This window comes from Allobosea sp. BH3, from assembly GCF_025499465.1.
Taxonomy (GTDB): domain Bacteria; phylum Pseudomonadota; class Alphaproteobacteria; order Rhizobiales; family Beijerinckiaceae; genus Allobosea.
In genome coordinates this window covers 633,607-653,943 of sequence record NZ_JAIMCA010000002.1, presented here as the reverse complement: position 1 = coordinate 653,943, position 20,337 = coordinate 633,607, and the positions used below count along the sequence as shown (strand labels likewise).

The 20,337-nt window shown below is 66.9% G+C and carries 21 protein-coding genes; 18 read left to right on the top strand and 3 right to left on the bottom strand.

Translation table 11 applies throughout. The annotated features are described in order from the left end of the window. The first annotated feature begins 28 nt into the window (after window positions 1-28). The 3 genes from BoBH3_RS08105 (at window position 29) to hydA (ending at window position 3,660) form a co-directional block, all read left to right on the top strand. Complete coding sequence (locus tag BoBH3_RS08105) at window positions 29-1,321, top strand: Zn-dependent hydrolase (RefSeq protein ID WP_262330256.1); 1,293 nt, start codon at window positions 29-31, stop codon at window positions 1,319-1,321. A 38-nt stretch (window positions 1,322-1,359) separates the two neighbouring features. After that, entirely contained in the window at window positions 1,360-2,019 is a 660-nt protein-coding gene (locus BoBH3_RS08100; protein ID WP_262330255.1) for an aspartate/glutamate racemase family protein, read from the top strand. Window positions 2,020-2,181: 162 nt separating this feature from the next. Further along, window positions 2,182-3,660 carry a dihydropyrimidinase gene (gene hydA / locus BoBH3_RS08095; protein ID WP_262330254.1) on the top strand — a complete coding sequence of 493 codons (1,479 nt, stop codon included), beginning with the start codon at window positions 2,182-2,184 and terminating at the stop codon, window positions 3,658-3,660. Window positions 3,661-3,795: 135 nt separating this feature from the next. Here hydA and BoBH3_RS08090 read toward each other — a convergent pair whose 3' ends face one another. Next, window positions 3,796-4,176 carry a cupin domain-containing protein gene (locus BoBH3_RS08090; protein ID WP_262330253.1) on the bottom strand — a complete coding sequence of 127 codons (381 nt, stop codon included), beginning with the start codon at window positions 4,174-4,176 and terminating at the stop codon, window positions 3,796-3,798. Window positions 4,177-4,434: 258 nt separating this feature from the next. Between BoBH3_RS08090 and BoBH3_RS08085 the strand changes: the two genes are divergently transcribed. The 6 genes from BoBH3_RS08085 (at window position 4,435) to BoBH3_RS08060 (ending at window position 8,654) form a co-directional block, all read left to right on the top strand. Further along, window positions 4,435-4,749, top strand: a complete 315-nt coding sequence (locus BoBH3_RS08085; protein WP_262330252.1) for an NIPSNAP family protein — start codon at window positions 4,435-4,437, stop codon at window positions 4,747-4,749. Next, complete coding sequence (locus BoBH3_RS08080; protein WP_262330251.1) at window positions 4,749-5,567, top strand: alpha/beta fold hydrolase; 819 nt, start codon at window positions 4,749-4,751, stop codon at window positions 5,565-5,567. Before BoBH3_RS08085 ends, BoBH3_RS08080 begins: the two co-directional genes overlap by 1 nt. Beyond that, window positions 5,564-6,370 (top strand): aspartate dehydrogenase, encoded by an 807-nt coding sequence (locus BoBH3_RS08075; protein ID WP_262330250.1) that lies wholly within the window; start codon window positions 5,564-5,566, stop codon window positions 6,368-6,370. The genes BoBH3_RS08080 and BoBH3_RS08075 overlap by 4 nt, the downstream gene beginning before the upstream one ends. Window positions 6,371-6,417: 47 nt before the next feature. Continuing rightward, a complete protein-coding gene (locus tag BoBH3_RS08070; protein ID WP_262330249.1) occupies window positions 6,418-7,203 on the top strand; it encodes an SDR family oxidoreductase in 786 nt (261 codons plus the stop codon). A gap of 5 nt (window positions 7,204-7,208) precedes the next feature. Beyond that, entirely contained in the window at window positions 7,209-7,979 is a 771-nt protein-coding gene (locus tag BoBH3_RS08065) for an SDR family NAD(P)-dependent oxidoreductase (RefSeq protein ID WP_262330248.1), read from the top strand. 75 nt (window positions 7,980-8,054) lie between these two features. Then, complete coding sequence (locus tag BoBH3_RS08060) at window positions 8,055-8,654, top strand: TetR/AcrR family transcriptional regulator (protein ID WP_262330247.1); 600 nt, start codon at window positions 8,055-8,057, stop codon at window positions 8,652-8,654. A gap of 36 nt (window positions 8,655-8,690) precedes the next feature. On the opposite strand, the gene BoBH3_RS08055 is transcribed toward BoBH3_RS08060, so the two are convergent. Both BoBH3_RS08055 and BoBH3_RS08050 read right to left on the bottom strand, forming a co-directional pair. After that, a complete protein-coding gene (locus BoBH3_RS08055; RefSeq protein WP_262330246.1) occupies window positions 8,691-9,506 on the bottom strand; it encodes an extensin-like domain-containing protein in 816 nt (271 codons plus the stop codon). 4 nt (window positions 9,507-9,510) lie between these two features. Further along, window positions 9,511-10,503 carry a L,D-transpeptidase family protein gene (locus BoBH3_RS08050; protein WP_262330245.1) on the bottom strand — a complete coding sequence of 331 codons (993 nt, stop codon included), beginning with the start codon at window positions 10,501-10,503 and terminating at the stop codon, window positions 9,511-9,513. A gap of 134 nt (window positions 10,504-10,637) precedes the next feature. Between BoBH3_RS08050 and BoBH3_RS08045 the strand changes: the two genes are divergently transcribed. From BoBH3_RS08045 to BoBH3_RS08005, 9 genes are all read left to right on the top strand, one after another. Next, complete coding sequence (locus BoBH3_RS08045) at window positions 10,638-11,291, top strand: protein-L-isoaspartate(D-aspartate) O-methyltransferase (RefSeq protein ID WP_262330244.1); 654 nt, start codon at window positions 10,638-10,640, stop codon at window positions 11,289-11,291. Window positions 11,292-11,574: 283 nt separating this feature from the next. After that, the gene (gene napE / locus BoBH3_RS08040) at window positions 11,575-11,769 is read left to right on the top strand and encodes a periplasmic nitrate reductase, NapE protein (protein ID WP_262330243.1); all 195 of its coding nucleotides are present in this window, start codon (window positions 11,575-11,577) and stop codon (window positions 11,767-11,769) included. Between the two features lie 10 nt (window positions 11,770-11,779). After that, window positions 11,780-12,289 carry a ferredoxin-type protein NapF gene (gene napF, locus BoBH3_RS08035; RefSeq protein WP_262330242.1) on the top strand — a complete coding sequence of 170 codons (510 nt, stop codon included), beginning with the start codon at window positions 11,780-11,782 and terminating at the stop codon, window positions 12,287-12,289. Further along, on the top strand, window positions 12,282-12,569 hold the full coding sequence (locus BoBH3_RS08030; RefSeq protein ID WP_262330241.1) for a chaperone NapD: 288 nt from the start codon (window positions 12,282-12,284) through the stop codon (window positions 12,567-12,569). The genes napF and BoBH3_RS08030 overlap by 8 nt, the downstream gene beginning before the upstream one ends. After that, the gene (gene napA, locus BoBH3_RS08025) at window positions 12,566-15,067 is read left to right on the top strand and encodes a periplasmic nitrate reductase subunit alpha (RefSeq protein WP_262330240.1); all 2,502 of its coding nucleotides are present in this window, start codon (window positions 12,566-12,568) and stop codon (window positions 15,065-15,067) included. Before BoBH3_RS08030 ends, napA begins: the two co-directional genes overlap by 4 nt. Continuing rightward, complete coding sequence (locus BoBH3_RS08020) at window positions 15,034-15,534, top strand: nitrate reductase cytochrome c-type subunit (RefSeq protein ID WP_262330239.1); 501 nt, start codon at window positions 15,034-15,036, stop codon at window positions 15,532-15,534. Before napA ends, BoBH3_RS08020 begins: the two co-directional genes overlap by 34 nt. A 12-nt stretch (window positions 15,535-15,546) precedes the next feature. Continuing rightward, window positions 15,547-16,260, top strand: coding sequence for a cytochrome c3 family protein (locus BoBH3_RS08015; RefSeq protein ID WP_262330238.1), 714 nt, complete (start codon window positions 15,547-15,549; stop codon window positions 16,258-16,260). A gap of 354 nt (window positions 16,261-16,614) precedes the next feature. Further along, entirely contained in the window at window positions 16,615-19,287 is a 2,673-nt protein-coding gene (acnA, locus tag BoBH3_RS08010) for an aconitate hydratase AcnA (RefSeq protein WP_262330237.1), read from the top strand. A gap of 44 nt (window positions 19,288-19,331) precedes the next feature. Next, entirely contained in the window at window positions 19,332-20,300 is a 969-nt protein-coding gene (locus tag BoBH3_RS08005; RefSeq protein ID WP_262330236.1) for a Bug family tripartite tricarboxylate transporter substrate binding protein, read from the top strand. The last annotated feature ends 37 nt before the right edge of the window (window positions 20,301-20,337 follow it).

Here is a 20,337-nt window from a genome sequence, read left to right as displayed (position 1 = left end):
TCGCCGACCTTCGCTGGGCCTGACCAACATGACTACGACGACCTTCGCTCCCGATGCGATCCGCGCCGCCGTTACGGCCCAGCGCGGCTGGGTCGAGGAGCTGTTCGGGAGCCTCGCCGCCGGCAGCCAGGGCCATCCCGGCATCAACCGCGACACCTATGGCGATGGTGAGAATTTCGCGCACCGGCTCTTCGTGGAGCATGCCAGGGCGCGCGCGCTCGATGTCACGCAGGACTTCGCCGCCAACAGCTACGCCACCCTCCCGGGGCGGGACCGCACCGCGCCCCGCATCCTGATGGGCTCCCATCTCGACAGCGTCCCGCATGGCGGAAATTTCGACGGCGCGGCGGGGGTGGTCGCCGGCCTCGTCGTCATCGAGGTGCTGCGTGCGCTGGGCATCGCGCCGCGCTGCGACATCGCCACCATGGCCGTGCGCGCCGAGGAGAGCGTCTGGTTCGCGGTCTCCTATATCGGCAGCCGCTCCGCGCTCGGCACGCTGCCGGAGGGGGCGCTCGAAGCGAAGCGCATCGATGACGGCCGCGTGCTGGGTTCGAGCATCGCCGCCTGCGGCGGCGATCCCGAGGCCATCCGCCGCGGCGAACGGCATCTCGACCCGGCCTCCATCCGCGCCTTCCTGGAAGTCCATATCGAGCAGGCGCCGAGCCTCGTGGAATCGGCTTTGCCGGTTGCGATCTGCACAGGCGTCCCCGGCAATTTCCGCTACCCGGACGCCCATATCGTCGGCCGGCATGACCATGTCGGCACGCCGCGCCGCTTCCGCCGCGACGCGGCCATGGCGGGCGCCGAATTCGCCATGCTGCTCGACCGGATCTGGGAAGAGGAGGAGGCGGCTGGTTTCCCCATGGCCGTGACGCTCGGTCGCTTCCACACGGACTCGGCGGTTCATGGCCTGACGACGGTGCCCGGAGCCTTCGCCTTCAGCCTCGATGTGCGCGCCTATGATCCGGCGGTGCTGGAACGGGTCGAGAAGCGGATGCTGGCCGCGATCCCGGAGATCGAGGCGCGCCGCCGCGTGCGCTTCGAACTCGGCAAGCGCGCCAGCGCCGCGGTCGGGCCCGTCGATCCGGCCATCGTCGCTGGGCTGGAGGCTGCCGCCGCCCGGCTCGGCATCGGCACCATGCCGCTGGGCAGCCCGGCCTCGCACGATTCCGCCGCCTTCGCTGCGGCCGACGTGCCGATCGCCATGCTCTTCGTGCGCAACGAGCATGGCAGCCATAATCCGATGGAGGCTATGGAGATCGGCGATTTTCTGGATGCTTGCACGGTGCTTGCAGACTGGGTCGTCGCCGAGGTCGCCTGACCTGTGGCCCGCTCCGCCCCGCCCGAAGGATTGAACCCATGACCCGCCGCGCCCGCATCCTCGTCATCAACCCGAATTCCAACGAGGTCGTCACGGAGGGGCTGCGTCAGGCCGTGCTGCCGCTGACTTACACTGAGGGGCCGGAGATCGTCTGCGAGACGTTGGCAGAAGGCCCCCTCGGGATCGAGACGCAGGAGCATGTCGAGAGCGTCTCGCTGCCGCTGCGGCGCAAGGTCGAGGCGGCGAACGACGTCGATGCCTTCGTCATCGCCTGCTATTCCGATCCCGGGCTGCATGTGGCGCGCGAGGGCACGGCGAGCCCGGTCTTCGGCATCGCCGAATGCGGTGTGCTGACCGCGCTGACGCGGGCGGACCGCTTCGGCGTCATCGCCATCAAGTCCCGCTCGATCCCGCGCCATATCCGCTATCTGCGCCAGATGGGGCTGATGGACCGTCTCGCCGGCGAGCGGCCGCTGGAGATGTCGGTCGCCGAGAGCGCCTCGGGAGAGGGCACGCTCGCGCGCATGATCGCGATCGGCACGGAGCTCAAGGAGATGGACGGCGCCGGCGCCATCGTCATGGGCTGCGCCGGCATGGCCCGCCATCGCCGCCCGCTGGAGCAGGCGCTTGGCATCCCGGTGATCGACCCGACCCAGGCCGCCGTCGCCATGGCGATCGGCACCGTCATGGTCCGCTGAGATACCCTCAACCCTCATCCTGAGGAGCCGCGAAGCGGCGTCTCGAAGGATGCTTCAGGAGGCTCCGGAACCACCTGAAGCATCATCGAGACGCGCTTCAGCGAAGCGCTCCTCAGGATGAGGGCTCCAAGACTGTGTTCCGACGGCAAAAAGGCGAACGACATGACGACGAGCTACGATCTGGTCATCCGCGGCGGCACGGTCGGCAGCGCCACCGGCAGCTTTGCCGCCAATGTCGCGGTGAAGGACGGCAGGATCGCCGCGGTGGGGCAGGGGCTCCCGGCCGGCGCGCGCGAGATCGACGCGACCGGCAAGCTGGTACTGCCCGGTGGCATCGACACCCACGCCCATGTCGAGCAGGTCTCGGCCGGCGGGCTGCTCAACGCCGACACCTTCGAGAGCGCCACCACCTCCGCCGCCTTCGGCGGCAACACGACGCTGATCTCCTTCGCCGCGCAGCATCGCGGCAGCGATCTACGCAAGGTCGTCGACGACTACGCGGCGCTGGCGAAGCGCGGCGCGTTGATCGACTACGCCTTCCACCTCATCGTCGCCAATCCGGATGCCAAAACCATCCAGACGGACCTGCCGGCGCTGATCGGGGAGGGGCATGCCTCGATCAAGATCTTCATGACCTACGATCTCATCAAGATCGACGACGAGCCGCTGCTCGACCTGTTGCTGACGGCGCGGAAGAACCGCGCGCTGGTTTGCGTCCACGCCGAGAACCACGGCATGATCGCCTGGATGGGCAAAAAGCTCGTCGAGAAGGGCTATGTCGCGCCGAAATACCACGCGATCAGCCATCCGCGCGGCTCGGAGCCCGAGGCGTTCAACCGGCTGATCACGGCGGCCGAACTTCTCGACCAGCCGATCATGATCTTCCATGTCTCGACGGCGGAGGGCGCGGCGGTCATCCGGCAGGCGCGCGGGCGCGGCTTGAAGGTCTTCGCCGAAACCTGCCCGCAATACCTCTTCCTGACGAAGCAGGACCTCGACAAGCCGGGGCTTGAAGGCGCGAAATGGATGTGCTCCCCGCCGCCGCGCGAGGCGGCCGATCAGGACGCGCTCTGGCAGGCGCTGGCGCTGGGCGACATCCAGACCGTCTCCTCTGACCACGCCCCCTATCGCTTCGACGAGACCGGCAAGCTCTCGGCCGGGCCGAACCCGAACTTCAAGCAGATCGCCAACGGCTTGCCGGGACTGGAGGTGCGCTTGCCACTGCTCTTCGATGCGCTCGTCTCGAAGGGGCGGCCGGAATTCGCGGGCCGCGGGCTGGAGGCCTTCGTCGAGCTGACCGCGACGGCGCCGGCCTCGCTCTACAACCTGCCGAACAAGGGCGCGCTGCTGCCGGGCTATGACGCCGACATCGCGATCTGGGACCCGCAGAAGACGGTGACGATCACGGACGAGGCGATGCATGACCTGACCGGCTTTACCCCCTTTGCCGGCCGCAGCGTGACCGGCTGGCCGGAGCGCGTGATCCGGCGCGGTGAAGAGATCGTGGCGGACGGTGCGGTGAAGGCCTCGCCCGGCTCGGGCCGCTGGCTCGGCCGCAAGGGCGGCTGGGCTGCCGAGCCAACGGGCCGCCTCGTCGCCGACATGGACCCGGCGACGAATTTCGGCGCGAAGCTGCTGTAGGGCTCGCCCCTTCGGTCCAGGTCGTCATTGCGAGGAGCGACAGCGACGAAGCAATCCAGAGGGATGTAGAGCGCTGCCGCCCCCGGATTGCTTCGCTGCGCTCGCAATGCCGGTCCCGATCGCTCGGATGCCCCCTCAGGGCACGTAGCGGCGCGAGAGCTCGTTGCGGTCTTCGTAGCTCGCCTCGAAGATCGGTGCCGCGAGCGTCGCGCGGACTCGCAGGATGCCGGTGCCGACATTCTTGAAGCCGTGCTTTGCGCCGGCCGGAACCAGCACCGACTGGCCCGGCCTGACGAGTGCGGCTTCGCCCCTCAGATAGATCTCCGCTTCGCCCTCGATCACCTCGAGAACCTCTTCGACGGCATGGAGATGGATCGGGGCGCCGAGGCCCGGCTCGCAGAACTGCTCGAAGATGCAGAGCTGCATCGACTTGACGAGGGACGAATACAGCATCCGCGTCATCACGCCGTCGCGCCATTTCTCGAGCGGCTGCGTTTCGTGATCCATTGGCTTCATGACCATACCCTCGAAATTGAGCGAGCGACCGACGGAAGCCCGTTCGGTCGTTTCAGCTTGCATATCCGGCAGGCCCGAGAAAGAGCCCTGATATCGCATTCGGCGCAGGCCGCCCTGCGCGTTGACATGGGTCAAAGGGAGGGCGTACTGACTTACATGTCAGTAACTATGTCTTCCATGCAGTTCGACTGTCATTTTGCCGGCAGCGACATCCCGTGCTGGTTTGGTATGAACTGCGATCGGAAGAGGTGAGCGGCGATGATCTACGAAGAACGCGATTACCGCATCAAGGCCGGCAAGCTGCCAGAGTTCGTCCGGCTTTACGGGGAATACGGCCTGCCGCTCCAGAAGGAGCATCTCGGCACGTTCCATGCTTATTTCACCACCGAGATCGGCGAGCTCAACCATGTCGTCGCCTTGTGGAGCTATGAGAGCCTCGACGACCGCATGGCGCGCCGCCGGAAGATGCTCGCCGACCCGCGCTGGCAGGACTATCTGAAGCGTGTCGACGGCCTGATCGACACGCAGAACTCGCGCATCCTGACGCCCGTCGCATACTCTCCGATGCAGTGATGACAGACCGGCCCGCAGAACAGAGCTTCACCGCCACGACGCCGGACGGCGCCGTCCTTCAGGCATGGTCGCAAGGTGAGGGGCCGACGACCCTGCTGCTGGTCAGCGGGCTCGGTGGAACGGGCGGCTTCTGGAAGGGCACTGCGGCTACGTTGAGTGGCCAGTTCCGCATCCTGCGCTTCGACCAGCGCGGCATCGGCGCTTCGAGCCGCGGCACGGCGCCCTGCACGATCGACCAGCTCGCCCGCGATTGCCTTGAGGTGCTGGACGCCGCGGGCGTCGAAAGCTGCGTGCTGCTGGGGCATTCGACGGGCGGCTGCATCGGCCAGGCGCTGGCGCGCATCGCGCCGGAGCGGCTCTCCGGCATGATCCTCAGCGCGACCTGGTTGAAGCCCAGCCGCTATATGAGCGGGTTGTTCGGCACGCGGCGCGACATCCTCGACATCGCGCCGCAGGCCTACGCCGCCACGGCTTCGCTGCTCGCTTATCCGCCTGCTTGGCTGGAGGCGAACTGGCAGGTCTACGAGACAGGAATGGCGAACGCTCCGCTCACGCCGGAGGCGCGGCAGGTGGTGCGCGAGCGCATCGATGCGCTGTTGTCCTTCGATGGCAGCGCCGAGGCCGCTTCGCTTGATCTGCCGATCCTCGTGCTTGGTGCCCGCGACGACATGATCGTCCCCGCCTTCCTGCAGGAAGAGCTCGCGCAGGCGCTGCCCGGCGCGCGCACCGTCCTGCTCGATACCGGCGGCCATTTCTTCCCGGCCTCTCGCCCCGATGCCTTCACGGCCAAGGTGGCGGAATGGATCGCCGGGCTATGAAGTCGCGGCGTGTTGCCGTCATTGGTTTCGGCGCGATTGCCGGCGAGCTGGTCGAGAGCCTGCTCGCCGCGTCCGAACCCGAGTACCGGGTTGCCGTCTGGTTGCGGAAGGGCTCCGCTTCCCGTGACCGCGTTCCCTCCGGCGTGGCTGTCGTCGAAAGCGCCGCGGAGCTTGCTGCGTTCACCCCCGATCTCGTCGTTGAGGCTGCCGGCCACGGCGCGGTTCGCGAGCAGGTTCCGGACGCGCTGGTGCTGGGCCTGCCCGTGCTGGTCTCCTCCATCGGTGCGCTGCATGACGACGCGCTGAAGGAGCGACTGGTCGAGGCGGCGAAGTCTCATGGCGGGCGGCTGCTGCTCGCCTCGGGCGCGCTCGGAGCGCTCGATTATGTGCGGGCGGTCCGGCCCGCGCGCGAGCTGGAATTGACCTATGAATCGCGCAAGCCGCCGGCCGCCTGGGCGAAGGAGCTGGAGGCGCTCGGCCACGATCCGCAGGCCATCGCGGCTCCGGTGACGCTGTTCGAGGGCACGGCGCGACAGGCGGCGGCGGACTATCCGCAGAACCTCAACGTCGCCGCTGCCCTGGCGCTGGCCGGACCCGGTTTCGAGGCCACCCGCGTCAGCGTCGTCTGTGATCCTGAGGCCAAGGGCAACACTCATGTGGTGAGGGTTCGCAGCGAGTTCGGCACCATGCAGATGACGATCGCCAACCGCCCGTCCCCGACCAATCCGAAATCGTCCTGGATCGTCGGTCGTTCGCTGCTCGCTGCCATCGACCAGCATTTCTCGCCGGTGGTGATGCTGTGAGGGCATCGCTGCGCACAGCTTCGGCCGATTGAGTGGAGCGCGAACAGATGAAGCTCGCAGGACGCATCGCGATCATCACCGGGGGCGGCTCCGGCATCGGGCATGAGGCCTGCAAGCTCTTCGCCAGGGAGGGCGCGACCGTGATCGTCGCCGATCGCAACCTCCCGGCCGCCGAAAGCGTGGCGCAGGAGATCGTGGCCGCCGGCGGCAAAGCCGAGCCTGTCGGCGTCGATGTCTCGAAGGAGGCCGAGGTGAAGGCGATGGTCGACAAGGTCGCCGCTGCGCATGGCCGCATCGACATCCTCGTCAACAATGCCGGCTATGGCATCGCCGGCACGGTCGTCACCACCTCCGAGGCGGATTGGGAAGCGCTGATGGCGGTCAACGTCAAGGGCGTCTATCTCGGCTGCAAGCACGTCATTCCGGTCATGGCGAAGCAAGGCGGCGGCGCGATCGTCTCGACGGCTTCGGCAGCGGCGAATGTCGGCATCCACGACCGCGCGGCCTATGTCGCCTCGAAGGGCGCCGTCGCAGCGCTGACGCGGGCCATGGCGATCGACCATGTCGAGGATGGCATCCGCATCAACGCGGTCGCGCCCGGCACGATCGAGTCGCCCTATTTCAAGAAGATCCTGAGCGGGCCGGACGGCGCGGACCTGCGCCGTGGCCTTGAAGAACGGCAGGCGATGGAACGCCTCGGCCAGCCGGTCGAGATCGCGCAGGCGATGCTCTGGCTCGCCAGCGACGATGCTTCCTTCTGCACCGGCACGGTCATGGTGGTAGATGGTGGCTGGACCGCGCGCGGCGACCGCAAATTGAAGAAGAAGGCTTGATCGTGATGTACGGACTTGAAGGACGCAGGGCGATCGTCACCGGCGCTGCCTATGGCATCGGCAAGGGTATCGCGGCGCGGTTGCTGGCGGAAGGCTGCGAGGTCGGCATCCTCGACCTTGACGGCGAGGCCGCGGAGAAGACGGCGGCCGGCCTGCGTGAGAGCGGCGGCAAGGTTGTCGCGGCGGCGGGCAATGTCTCCTCGCGGTCCGATGTCGAGGCGGCCGTGGCCAAGCTCACCGCTGCGCTCGGCCCCATCGACATCCTCGTCAACAATGCCGGTGTCCTGAAGGTGGGCAAGCTTCTGGAGGCCAGCGAGGCCGACTGGCGCTCGCATTTCGCGGTCAATGTCGACGGGCTGTTCTACATGACGCGCGCTGTCGCACCGCAGATGGTCGAGCGCCGCAAGGGAGCGATCGTCAACATCGCCTCCTGGATGGGCAAGTCGGGCGTCGCGGCCTACAGCGCCTATTGTGCGTCAAAATTCGCGATCATCGGCATCACCCAGTCGCTCGCCACCGAGGTCGGAGAGCATGGCGTGCGCGTGAACGCGGTCGGCCCCGGCCTGATCGTCGACACCAAGATGCGCGATGAATCCGAGATCAAGCGCAAGGCCGAGGGACTGCCGAGTGCCTTTGACCGCGCCAGGGATATCCCGCTGCGCCGGCCCGGCTTCCCCGAGGATATCGCGAAGGCCGTCGCCTTCCTGGCCTCGGACGAGGCGTCATACATCACCGGCGAGACGATCAGCGTTACGGGCGGCCTCTGGAACGACTGATCCTGTCCGCTTCCCAGCCGTTCCCGCCCGGACCCGCGGCGGGACGGGGCGGAGGAGCGTCATGAGGGGGGCGGCATGAAGGACGAGATCAGGCGTGTGACCGTGGTCCTGCTTCTCCGTCATGGCTATCAGGGCCTGCGCTTTCGCGACATCGCCGAGATGCTCGATACGACCCGCGCCAACATCCACCATCACTACGGCAACAAGCTCAACCTCTGCGAGGAGGTCATCGTCGAATATGTCGACAGGACGCTCGAGAACTGGTCGGAGAACTGGCTGAGCGACCGGACGCTGACCCGGAAGATCGACGGGATGATGGAGTCCAACCGTCAGCGCTACCTGACTTACAACCCGACGGGAAAGACGGCCCATCCCTGGTCGCTGATCGGCCGGATGCGCATGGAGCGGGATATGATCGGCCCGCGCGCGCAGCAGGCCCTGATCGATTTCGGCACGACGCTGGACAGCCTCGTCAAGAACGGCATCGGCCAGGCCATGGCCTCGGGCGAGTTGTCGGAAACCGCGCCGCGCGACGACATCGCCCTCCAGCTCGTCGCCATTGCCGACAGCGCCGGACCGATCACCCAGGATGGCGGGGACTTCAACCGGCTGGAACAGCTCTACCGATCCTTCAACCGGATCGTCCATCACGCTTACGGGCGCAAAGCGTCCTGACGCGGCGAGCCCGGCTCGCTGCTTCGCCGAGCCGATCTACTCGACCGCCCACTGGCACATGCGCAGGCCGCGCGCGCGTTCTTTCAAGTCGAAATGCAGATGGTCCTTGTGCGAGGCGTCCGCGCCGGGGCCGAGCACGGTCGTGAACCGCCCGCAGACGCTTCGCTGGATGGCCTCACGCAGCGGCTTGAGCTCCGGCTCCTTGCCGGCGAGCGAAACGCTGCGGCCGTCCTGGAAGGCGAGGCCGAAGAGGTCCAGCGCGTTGCCGCTCGCATGCTCGCTGATCGGGGCGCCCGCCACCCCGTTGCGGGGCCGGCAGGCATGGCCGCCCACGCCGGTGAGCTTTGCCAGCCGGGTGTTCTCCTTCTGCGCCAGGGCAGAGAGATCGTCGCGTATCCAGGCGGCGAGCTCGACCGCGAAGCTGCATCGCACGGTGATGGCGCTATCCAGCGTCACCTTGCCGCCATCCGGCAGGTTCACCTCGCGGAAGGTGACCGGGTCCTCGATGGCGCATTCGGGCCGCTGCGTCTCGGTCGCGGGAGTGGGCAGGGCCTCGCCGCCGCGCTCGGCGAACACTGCATAGCAGATCGGCGGGCCGGCGGGGCGCTCAGGCTCAGCCGGCGTTTCGACACTGGCGGGCTCGGCAGCTTTGGCAGGCGTGGGCAAAGCAGCGGGGCGGGGCGGCGGCAGAGGCGCGGCGACGGTCGTCGGTTTCGGCGCGTTGCTGGAGGCAGGCTGGCCTTGCCGCTCACGCGGTGCAGCGGCCAGGACAGCCGGCACGAACGTCAGCGCGAGCAGTCCCGACAGCAGGGCCCTCACGACGAATCCACGCTCACGGAAACGGGCGGCCATGGCGTCAATCCAGGAACCGCACGGGCACGCCCGGACGCAGCAGCTCGGCCAGTTCCTCGGCATCCCAGTTGGTCAGCCGCACGCAGCCATGCGAGCTCGTCTTGCTGACCTTCGAAGGCTCGGGCGTCCCGTGGATGCCGAAGGTGGGCTGAGACAGCGCAATCCAGACCGTGCCCACCGGGCCGTTCGGTCCCGGCGGCAGGCGCATGATCTCGGTGTTCTGGCCCTGCTGGAAATTCTCCTCGGGGTTGTATGTATAGTCCGGATTCCGGGCGATCCGCGCGACCTTGTGCTCGCCCGAGAGCGAGGGCATGTCCTCGCTGCCGATCGTCGCGGGGTAGCTGGCGAGGATGGCGTCGTTCTCGCCGAAGACGACCGCCATGCCGGTGCTCTTGACGACGTCGATGCGCCGGGCGCTGCCCTTCTCCGGCGAGCGTTGCGCCGAGACGACGGAGATCGCGGCATCGGCCTCGTCGAAGCGCCCGTCCGGGTTCAGCGCCTTGAGCAATTCCTCGCTCATGTGGAAGCGCTCCCCGAACATTTCCGCCGGGCTGGTATAGGATAGGCGCTTCATCTTCGCCTGCTTCGCATAGTCCTTCGGGATGCGTTCGGCGAAGTCGTAGGCCGCATCCTTCTTCGAGACCCGGTACTCGATGACGATGCTCTGTGCATCCTCGCCGCCAAGGCGCTGCCACGTCTGCTGGTCGATCTGGTCGCCCTCGCCGAGCTGCTCCTGCCGGCGGAACTGGGCGATCGCCTTGCGGAAATTGTCGCCGTCACGTCCGTCGATGACGCCGGGCGAAATGCTGCGCCGGCTGAGAAGAACCTGCGCCTTCACGATGAAGGGATCGATGCCCTTGTCCTTGCGAGGCTTGTTCGCCTCGAAGCGAGCGCTGTCGATCTCCGCGCCCGAAAGCGCGAACGCCGGAAGCGGCGCGAGGGTCGCGGACATGGCCAGAAGGGCTGAAATCGTGATGCGCAGACCGGGAAAAATCATCGACGAGGGCTCCAACTCGGCAGATATACGGCTGACGGGCCCTGAAAGTTCCGGCGGGCGCTCGCCGCGGAACAGCCTTCACTGTGCGTTATCCTCGCGCAGCCAGGGCCGGGGGCGTCGTGCGGGGTGGAGCGATGGCGCTGGGAAAGGCCGATTTCGAGCGGGCTCGTGCGCATATGGTCGAGACGCAGATCGCCGGCCGCGGCGTGCGCGATCCGCGCCTCCTCGACGCCATGCGGCAGGTGCCGCGCGAGGCCTTCGTCGCCGAGGGCTATGAGGAGTTGGCCTTCGAGGACGCTCCTCTGACCATCGGCGAGGGCCAGACTATCTCGCAGCCCTATGTCGTCGCCCTGATGATGGAGGCCGCCGAGACGAAGGTCGGCGACGTCGCGCTGGAGGTCGGCGCCGGCTCCGGCTATGCCGCCGCCGTGCTCGGCCGGCTCGTCGCCCGCGTCTTCGCCATCGAGCGCCACCGCTCGCTTGCGGAGGAGGCGCGGCGCCGCCTGAAGCGCCTCGGCTGCGACAACATCGAACTGCGCTGCGGCGACGGCACGCGCGGTTGGCCGGAGGCGGCGCCCTTCGATGTGATCCTGGTTTCGGCAGGCGCGCCAAAGGTGCCTGAGGCGCTGAAGGAGCAGCTTGTCTCAGGTGGGAGGCTGATCATTCCCGTTGGCCGCCACGATGGGCATCAGAGGCTGCTCAAGATCACGCGATGCGGGGCGGCCGACTCTCTGACGACGGATCTCGGGGCCGTCTCGTTCGTGCCTTTGGTCGGCGAGCAGGCCTGACGTCTCCGGGTTGAACGCCACGGCTTTTCTGCTGATGTCGAGCAGGCCTACGGGACACCGGCGCTCCGCGCACGCTCGCGACCTGACCTAGCTTTTTCTGCGGCGGCGTCACGAATTGCAAGCCGTCGCGTGCCAGATTTGCGCTATGTCAAACGGTGCTTAGAAAAGCGGCATTTCAGTGTGGAGATGCTGGACAATACAGCAGGACTCCTTATCCTCCTTAGTCGATCTCTAATCTGGCGACGGCGCGATTTGTGACCGCCCGCGCGCGAAGGGACCGGAGATGGCGACCGAGACCGTAGGCCGGAGCGGATCGGAACCCGCTCCCGAAAAGCCGACCAGGCGAGCCGAGTTTTTGGCTTTCCTGACGCTGGCAGTGCTGATCTGGCCGATCGTCGCGGTCGGGATCGTGGGCGGCTACGGCTTCCTGGTCTGGATGTCCCAGATCATCCTCGGCCCTCCCGGCCCTCCGCATTGAGGGCCTGGTCATGGATCGCAACACCGTCGATCTCTCGCGCCGCGGCTTCCTGACCGGCAGGCGCCATGTGCCCTCCGACAGCGTTTCTCCGCCCTGGACGCGCGCCGCATCGGTCGCTGCGGCTTGCACGGGTTGCGGCGCCTGCGTGCCCGCCTGTCCGCAGCACATCATCGCGCTCGACGCGGCCGGCCGGCCCGCGCTCGATTTCTCCGCCAACGAATGCAGCTTCTGCGGCGCCTGTGCCGATGCCTGCCCGGAGCCGGTCTTTGACCGCGCCATCGCGGCCTTCGAGCATGTCGCCGTGATCGGCCCCGCATGCTTCGCCGGCCGCGGCATCGTCTGCCAGAGCTGCGGCGATGCCTGTCCGGAAAGCGCGATCCGCTTCCGCCATCGGCTCGGCGGGCCCGCCTTGCCCGAACTGGCGAGTGACCGCTGCAGCGGCTGTGGCGCCTGCATCGCCTCCTGCCCCGCACAGGCCGTCGCTGTGTCGCCCCGCATCCCGGAGGTGGCCCATGGCTGATCGACCGGGCCCGCGCTTCCATCACATATCGAGCGCCGTCGTCTCGGCGCTGCCGGCGCATGTCGACGCCGTGCTCGCCGGCATCCGCGCTCTGCCCGAGACCGAGGTGCATCGCGTCGAGAACGGCAAGATCGTCATCGTGCTGGAAGGCGCGAGCACCGGCCAGATCGGCGATCGGCTGGCCGCCATCGGCCTGATGGACGGCGTGCTCTCGGCCAACATGGTGTTCGAGCAGGTCGAGGATCTCGCAACCCTCGACGACCCTGGAGTGGAACCATGACCCTGTCTCGTCGCGAGATGCTGAAGGCGCAGGCGGCCGGTGTCGCCGCGCTCGCCGCCAATATGAGCGTCCCGGCCGAGGCCCAGCCGGTTTCGGGCGGCGTCGACAGCCTGCAGATCAAATGGTCGAAGGCGCCGTGCCGCTTCTGCGGCACCGGATGCGGCGTGATGGTCGGCGTCAAGGAAGGCAAGGTCATCGCCACGCATGGCGACATGAAGGCCGACGTCAACCGCGGCCTCAACTGCATCAAGGGCTACTTCCTCTCCAAGATCATGTATGGCAGCGACCGGCTGACCCAGCCCCTGCTGCGCAAGAAGAACGGCGTCTACGCCAAGGACGGCGAGTTCACGCCGGTCTCCTGGAGCGAGGCCTTCGACACCATGGCCGCCAAGGCCAAGGCGACGCTCAAGGCCAAGGGGCCGACGGCGCTCGGCATGTTCGGCTCCGGCCAGTGGACGATCTTCGAGGGCTATGCCGCGACCAAGCTGATGCGGGCCGGCTTCCGCTCGAACAATCTCGACCCCAACGCCCGCCACTGCATGGCGTCTGCCGCCTACGCCTTCATGCGCACCTTCGGCATGGACGAGCCGATGGGCTGCTACGACGATTTCGAGAACACCGACGCCTTCGTGCTCTGGGGCTCGAACATGGCGGAGATGCACCCGATCCTGTGGACCCGGGTCGCCGATCGGCGGCTCGGCCAGCCGCACGTCAAGGTGGCGGTGCTCTCGACCTTCACGCACCGCAGCTCGGAACTCGCCGACATCCCGATCGTGTTCAAGCCGGGCACCGACCTCGCGATCCTGAACTACATCGCGAACCACATCATCTCGACCGGACGGGTGAACAAGGACTTCGTCGACAAGCACACCACCTTCGTGAAGGGGGCGACGGAGATCGGCTACGGTCTCCGGCCGGACGATCCCCGCGAGATCAAGGCCAGGAAGGCCGCCGATCCGGCTGCGATCTCGCCGATCGACTTCGAGGCCTATGCCGCCTTCGTGAAGGACTACACGCTGGAGAAGGTCTCGGCCCTCACCGGCGTCGAGCCCGGCTTCCTGCAGCAGCTCGCGGAGCTTTATGCCGATCCGAAGCGCAAGGTCGTCTCGCTCTGGACCATGGGCTTCAACCAGCATGTACGCGGCGTCTGGGCGAACCAGCTCGTCTACAATCTGCATCTGCTGACAGGCAAGATCTCGGAGCCCGGCAACAGCCCGTTCTCGCTCACCGGCCAGCCTTCGGCCTGCGGCACGGCGCGCGAGGTCGGCACCTTCGCCCACCGCCTGCCGGCCGACATGACGGTCGTCAATCCCGAGCATCGCAAGCATGCCGAGGAGATCTGGCGCATTCCGCACGGGATCATCCCGGAGAAGCCCGGATATCACGCTGTCGAGCAGGACCGGATGCTCAAGGACGGCAAGCTGAATTTCTACTGGGTGCAGACCAACAACAATCTTCAGGCTGCGCCGAACAGCAGCAACGAGACGTATCTCGGCTATCGCAACCCGGAGAACTTCATCGTCGTTTCGGATGCCTATCCGACGGTGACGGCGCTGGCCGCCGACCTCATCCTGCCCGCCGCGATGTGGGTCGAGAAGGAGGGCGCCTACGGCAACGCCGAGCGACGCACCCATGTCTGGCACCAGCTCGTCCAGGCGCCGGGCGAGGGCCGCTCCGATCTCTGGCAGATGATGGAGTTCTCGAAGCGCTTCACCACCGACGAGGTCTGGCCGGCCGAGACCCTCGAGGCCAACCCGAACTACAAGGGCAAGACGCTGTTCGACGTGCTGTTCCGCAACGGGCAGGTCGACCGCTTCCCGGCGAGCGAGATCAGCCCCGAATACGACAATGTCGAGTCGAAGCATTTCGGCTTCTATGTCCAGAAGGGGCTGTTCGAGGAATATGCCGGCTTCGGCCGCGGCCACGGCCACGATCTCGGGCCTTATGACCTCTATCACGAGGTGCGCGGCCTGCGCTGGCCTGTCGTGGACGGCAAGGAGACGCTCTGGCGCTACCGCGAGGGGCTCGACCCTTACGTCAAGCCCGGCAAGGGCGTCGAGTTCTACGGCAACAAGGACGGCAAGGCCCGCATCATCGCGGTGCCTTACGAGCCGCCGGCGGAATCGCCCGACAACGAATACGATCTCTGGCTCGTCACCGGCCGCGTGCTGGAGCATTGGCATTCCGGCTCGATGACCATGCGCGTGCCGGAGCTCTACAAGGCCTTCCCGGGCGCGCGCTGCTTCATGCACCCCGAGGATGCGCGCAAGCGCGGACTCAACCAGGGCGCCGAGATCACGATCATCTCGCGCCGTGGCGAGATGCGCACGCGCGTCGAGACGCGCGGCCGCAACCGCATGCCGCCCGGCGTGGTCTTCGTGCCCTGGTTCGACGCCAGCCAGCTCATCAACAAGACGACGCTCGACGCCACCGATCCGATTTCCAAGCAGACGGATTTCAAGAAATGCGCGGTCAAGATCGTTCCGGTCTCGGGCTGATGCGCTCGTGGACCTTGCTCGGGGCGGCCCTGGCGGCCAGCCTCGTCCTCGCCTTCGGTGCCGTCTCTCAGGAGGGGGCGCCGGTGAAGATCGTGCCGCGCCTGACCGGGACGGCCGATCCGATGGCGCTCGACAAAGTGCCTGCGCTCGGCCGGCCCATCGTCGACGACGTCAAGCGGATGCGGAACTATCCGGAGCAGCCGCCGGTGATCCCGCATTCCATCGACGGCTACCAGCTCACGCTCAACACCAACCGCTGCATGGACTGTCACAAGCGCGAATTCACCGAGGGTTCGGGCGCGCCGATGATCAGCGTCACCCATTTCCAGGACCGTGACGGGCAGGTGCTCTCCGATGTGACGCCGCGACGCTATTTCTGCACGGCCTGCCACGTCCAGCAGACAGATGTCGCGCCGCTCGTCCTGAATCGGTTCCAGGACGCCAAAGACATTGGCCGGAAGCCTTAGGCGGAACGCGTCATGGCCAGCCTCAAATCCTTCGTCCTCTGGTGCTGGGACATCGTGGTGCGCTTCTGGCGCATCATCAGCCGGCCCAGCACCTATTTGCCGCTCGGTGTGCTGACGCTCGGCGGCTTCGTTGGCGGCGTGCTCTTCTGGGGCGGCTTCAACACGGCGCTGGAGATCACCAACACCGAGAAGTTCTGCACCTCCTGTCACGAGATGCGCGACAACGTCTATCAGGAGCTGCAGTCGACGGTGCATTTCTCGAATCGCTCGGGCGTGCGCGCGACCTGCCCGGACTGCCATGTGCCGCATAACTGGACCGACAAGATCGCCCGCAAGATGCAGGCCTCCAAGGAGGTCTGGGGCAAGATCTTCGGCACGATCTCGACGCGGGAGAAGTTTCTCAACCTGCGGCTGGAACTCGCCAAGCACGAATGGGCGCGGCTCAAGGCGAACGACTCGCTCGAATGCCGGAACTGCCACTCCTCCGTGGCGATGGACTTCACCAAGCAGACGCGCCGCGCAGCCGAGATTCACGGGCGCTTCCTGACGACGGGCGAGAAGACCTGCATCGACTGCCACAAGGGCATCGCCCACCTGTTGCCGGACATGAGGGGGATCGAGCCGGGCTGGAAGGACGCGCCTGAACTGCAGGGCAAGGGCAGCGCCTCCTGGCATGGGCCCGAGCGCGCGGTGCGGACCTATCTCGCGGAGATCGAGAAGAACTGAGCCATCCGCGATGCTTCCGGGCGCGCTGGAGCGGGAGTGAGACCCGCAGATCGCCGCTGATCTGAGCGGCACCGACCTGAAGCCGGAATGGTCGCTCCCAGGCAGCCTTCGGCGCGTTGGTAACAGGGGTAGCAACACCTGTGCCCCGCCACGACGGAACCTTCCTTCCCGGCCCGTGTCGGCGGTCGAACCCCGCCTGGGCAGAATGCGCTGATGCCGTGCTCAGTACCTTATTGGCTTGAGGCAAATCCCGGTTCTCGCGTTCCAGGGCCTTGAGCGTGGCCGTGACCGCGCACATCGAACGCAATAGCGTCTCATATTGCATTTATTGTCGTTATTATGCATATATCGTGTATGAGCCGGTCATATGCATCGCCGTGTCGAACTGCGCGCCTCGCGGGCGGCGTCTATGTCGTCGCCGATTTGAGGGCCGCGTTCGGCGACGATTTCTGCCGGATGCCGCACGTCTTGCGGATCATCGCCGAAAACGTGCTGCGCGAGCTCACGGGCGACCACGAGCGGGATCAGGCCATGAGGGCCCTTCGCGGCTGGCTCGTAGACGGGACCTCGGTGGCGGAGATCGCTTTTCAGCCGGGCCGTGTTCTGATGCACGACACGACATGCACGCCGGCGCTGGTGGATGTCGCGGCTATGCGCGACGCCATTGCTGCGGCGGGCAGGGATCCAGAGCGCCTCAGCCCGGTTCTGCCGGTGGATGTGTCTGTCGACCACTCGCTGGGTGTCGATCTTTCGGCCTCGCCGGACGCCATGGGTGTCAACCTGAAGCGCGAATATCGCCGGAACGGCGAGCGCTATCGCTTCTTGAAGTGGGCGACGCAGGCGCTTGACGGCGTTTGTGTGCATCCGCCGGGCACCGGCATCATGCACACGATCAACCTGGAGCAGCTCGCGACCGTCGTGACCTCGCGCTGGATCGACGGCCGGCTCTGGGCGATGCCCGACACGCTGATCGGTACCGACAGCCACACGCCGATGATCAATGGTATCGGCGTACTCGGGTGGGGCGTCGGCGGGCTCGAGGCCGAGAGCGTCATGTTCGGCATGCCGGTCATGATGCGGATTCCCGACGTCATCGGCGTGCGCCTGACAAACCGGCTGCGCGAGGGAGTCAGTGCGACCGATCTCGCGCTGACAGTGACGCAGCGGCTCCGGGCCCGGAATGTTACCGGTGCGTTCGTCGAGTTCTTCGGGCCCGGCGTGTCCAGCCTGTCTGCGGGCGAGCGCTCCGTGGTCGCGAACATGACCCCGGAATTCGGCGCCTCGACCGGCTATTTCCCGATCGACGACGCGACGCTGGCGTATCTGGCGCAAACGGGCCGTTCATCGGAACAGATCGCTCTGGTCGAGGCTTATGCGAAGGAGCAGCAGCTCTGGTTCGATCCGCAGGCGCAGCCCCGCTACACCGACATCGTCGAGATCGACCTCGCCGCGATAGCCATCAGCCTCGCCGGGCCGCGACGCCCGCAGGATCTGCTCGCTCCCGGGGCTGTGGCGCCGGCCCTGATCGCGATGCCGCAGCCCGAAGCGCCATCCGCCTCTCTGCCGCGCTTTCCCGTCGCCCTTGCGGCGATCACCAGCTGCACCAACACCTCTGATCCCCGCCTCGTCGTGGCGGCCGGGCTGGTCGCCCGCAAAGCACGCCGTCTTGGGCTGAAGCCACCGGCATGGGTCAAGACGTCACTGGCACCGGGTTCGCCCGCCGCGGAGCGCTATCTCAGGCGGGCGGGATTGCTTGACGATCTCGAGGCCCTCGGCTTCGGCATCGTCGGCTATGGCTGCACGACCTGCATCGGCAACTCGGGGCCGCTGCTGCCGGCTATGGATGCGGCTGTCCGCGCCGATGAGGTTCTCCCGGTCGCAGTTCTGTCAGGCAACCGCAACTTTCCCGGTCGGGTGCATGGCCAGGTGGAAGCAGGGTTCCTGGCATCGCCCGCGCTTGTGGTGGCGTATGCACTGGCCGGCGACGCTGATCGCGATATCCTCCATGACCCATTGGCCTCCACGGCCGACGGCAGGGCGGTGACGCTGGCCGAGCTGTGGCCGAGCGGTGCCGAGATCGACGCAGCTTTGGCGCTCGCCCTCGACCCTGCGGATTTCAAACGCGCGTTTGCCGAAGCCACGACAAGCCGTCACTGGGCTGAGTTGGATGCACCATCTTCGCCGCTCTTCCCATGGGACCCGGCCTCGACCGCCCTCCGGCCGCCCCCCTTCGCCCGGGCGATTCAGGCGAACAGGCTTGGCCGGTATCGCGCCCAGCCGCTGCTGGTTCTCGGCAACGACATCACCACGGACCACATCTCTCCGGCCGGGCAGACCCCAGCCGCCAGCGAAGCCGGGCAATGGCTGGTCGAGCGCGGTGAGGATCCGAAGGACCTGAACGTCTACGCCTCGCGCCGCGGCAACTGGGAGGTGATGCTGCGCGGTCTGTTCACCAACCGCACGGTGGCAAACCGCCTTGCCCCGGACCTGCCGGCAGGCTCGACCCTTCACGTCCCGACCGGCCAGACCCTGTCCCTTTGGCGAGCCGCGGAGCGCTACCGCGCATCAGGCGATGCGATGGTCGTCGTCGCCGGCGAGCGCTACGGCACGGGCTCGTCGCGGGACTGGGCCGCAAAGGGGCTTGGGCTCCTCGGCGTCAATGCGGTCATCGCCCAGAGCTTCGAGCGTATCCATCGCTCCAACCTGATCGGAATGGGCATTCTGCCTCTGCTGCTTCCTCCCGGGACCGGGCCGGAGACGCTGGATCTTGCGCCTGGCGACACGATCGAGATTGAAGCTACGGCCGATGTAATCGCTCCGCGCAGCGCCGTCATAGCCCGCATCCATCGTGTCGGCGGATGCATCGAGCCCCTGCCTCTGCAGGCCGCCGTCGAAACCGCGCTCGAATGCGAGACGCTGCGTGCGGGCGGCATCATTTCCCTGATCCTCGGGCGCCAGTTGGCCGCGCCCGTACCGCCTTTCACCGCAACCGGTGAAACACCACCCGCAGCCCTGCGGGACGCCTGAACAGCGCAAAAGCGCGATCACCTGTCATCCTTGGGAGGATCATCATGACGACCCGCAGAGTTTTCCTGGCCGCCGGCATCGCGGCTCTCTCGATCTCGCCCGGCTTCGCGCTGGCCCAGTCGCCGATCCAGGAACTGAAGATCATGGCGCCGGCCGGTCCCGGTGGTGGCTGGGACGGTGCTGCCCGCTCGATCCAGCAGGTCCTGACCGAGACCAAGGCCGTCCGCAGCGTGCAGGTCAACAACGTCACCGGCGCCGGCGGCACGATCGGGCTGGCGCAGTTCATCAACAACGCCAAGGGCGACCCGAGCCAGTTGATGGTCAACGGGATCACGATGGTTGGCGCCATCCTGACCAACAAGTCGCCCGTAAACCTGGACCAAGTGACACCGCTCGCGCGCCTGACCGGCGATCCGCTGGTCATCGTCGTGCCAGCGGAGTCACCCCATAAGACGGTGAAGGACTTCGTGGCCGCAATCAAAGCCGATGTGGCGCGCGTCACCTGGGCGGGTGGGTCGGCGGGCGGCGCCGATCATATTCTTGCCGCGCTCGTCACCAAGGTGGCGGGCGCCGATGCCGGCAAGGTCAATTACGTCGCCTTCTCCGGCGGCGGCGAAGCGCTGGCGGCGATGCTCGGTGGCCGCGTGACGGCGGGCGTTTCCGGCTACGGCGAGTTCGAGGGCCAGATCAAGGCTGGCAAGCTGCGGGCGCTCGCAATCTCCTCGGGCAAGCGTCTCGAAGGCGTCGATGTCCCCACGCTCAAGGAACTCGGCTACGACGTCGAAGTCGTGAACTGGCGTGCGGTCATGGCAGCGCCGGGCATCGCGGCCGATCAGAAGGCGCAACTGATAAAGCTCTTCGATGGTCTGGTCGCAAGCGGCGAGTGGAAGGCCCTGCTCAAGGCGCGCGGCTGGGACGACTATTATCTCGCCGGCGAGCCTTTCGCCGCCTTCCTCAAGGAGGAACAGGTCCGCGTCGGCGACATCCTCAGAGCCATCGGCCTCGTCAAATAGGCACCGCTTGCCGCGCGGCCCTGCCGGCCATAGACCA

Bases quoted from the DNA above. Each gene is read 5' to 3' on its own strand.
- BoBH3_RS08105 (WP_262330256.1), top strand. From the start codon at position 29: ATGACTACGACGACCTTCGCTCCCGATGCGATCCGCGCCGCCGTTACG.
- BoBH3_RS08100 (WP_262330255.1), top strand. From the start codon at position 1,360: ATGACCCGCCGCGCCCGCATCCTCGTCATCAACCCGAATTCCAACGAG.
- hydA (WP_262330254.1), top strand. From the start codon at position 2,182: ATGACGACGAGCTACGATCTGGTCATCCGCGGCGGCACGGTCGGCAGC.
- BoBH3_RS08090 (WP_262330253.1), bottom strand. From the start codon at position 4,176: ATGAAGCCAATGGATCACGAAACGCAGCCGCTCGAGAAATGGCGCGAC.
- BoBH3_RS08085 (WP_262330252.1), top strand. From the start codon at position 4,435: ATGATCTACGAAGAACGCGATTACCGCATCAAGGCCGGCAAGCTGCCA.
- BoBH3_RS08080 (WP_262330251.1), top strand. From the start codon at position 4,749: ATGACAGACCGGCCCGCAGAACAGAGCTTCACCGCCACGACGCCGGAC.
- BoBH3_RS08075 (WP_262330250.1), top strand. From the start codon at position 5,564: ATGAAGTCGCGGCGTGTTGCCGTCATTGGTTTCGGCGCGATTGCCGGC.
- BoBH3_RS08070 (WP_262330249.1), top strand. From the start codon at position 6,418: ATGAAGCTCGCAGGACGCATCGCGATCATCACCGGGGGCGGCTCCGGC.
- BoBH3_RS08065 (WP_262330248.1), top strand. From the start codon at position 7,209: ATGTACGGACTTGAAGGACGCAGGGCGATCGTCACCGGCGCTGCCTAT.
- BoBH3_RS08060 (WP_262330247.1), top strand. From the start codon at position 8,055: ATGAAGGACGAGATCAGGCGTGTGACCGTGGTCCTGCTTCTCCGTCAT.
- BoBH3_RS08055 (WP_262330246.1), bottom strand. From the start codon at position 9,506: ATGGCCGCCCGTTTCCGTGAGCGTGGATTCGTCGTGAGGGCCCTGCTG.
- BoBH3_RS08050 (WP_262330245.1), bottom strand. From the start codon at position 10,503: ATGATTTTTCCCGGTCTGCGCATCACGATTTCAGCCCTTCTGGCCATG.
- BoBH3_RS08045 (WP_262330244.1), top strand. From the start codon at position 10,638: ATGGCGCTGGGAAAGGCCGATTTCGAGCGGGCTCGTGCGCATATGGTC.
- napE (WP_262330243.1), top strand. From the start codon at position 11,575: ATGGCGACCGAGACCGTAGGCCGGAGCGGATCGGAACCCGCTCCCGAA.
- napF (WP_262330242.1), top strand. From the start codon at position 11,780: ATGGATCGCAACACCGTCGATCTCTCGCGCCGCGGCTTCCTGACCGGC.
- BoBH3_RS08030 (WP_262330241.1), top strand. From the start codon at position 12,282: ATGGCTGATCGACCGGGCCCGCGCTTCCATCACATATCGAGCGCCGTC.
- napA (WP_262330240.1), top strand. From the start codon at position 12,566: ATGACCCTGTCTCGTCGCGAGATGCTGAAGGCGCAGGCGGCCGGTGTC.
- BoBH3_RS08020 (WP_262330239.1), top strand. From the start codon at position 15,034: ATGCGCGGTCAAGATCGTTCCGGTCTCGGGCTGATGCGCTCGTGGACC.
- BoBH3_RS08015 (WP_262330238.1), top strand. From the start codon at position 15,547: ATGGCCAGCCTCAAATCCTTCGTCCTCTGGTGCTGGGACATCGTGGTG.
- acnA (WP_262330237.1), top strand. From the start codon at position 16,615: ATGAGCCGGTCATATGCATCGCCGTGTCGAACTGCGCGCCTCGCGGGC.
- BoBH3_RS08005 (WP_262330236.1), top strand. From the start codon at position 19,332: ATGACGACCCGCAGAGTTTTCCTGGCCGCCGGCATCGCGGCTCTCTCG.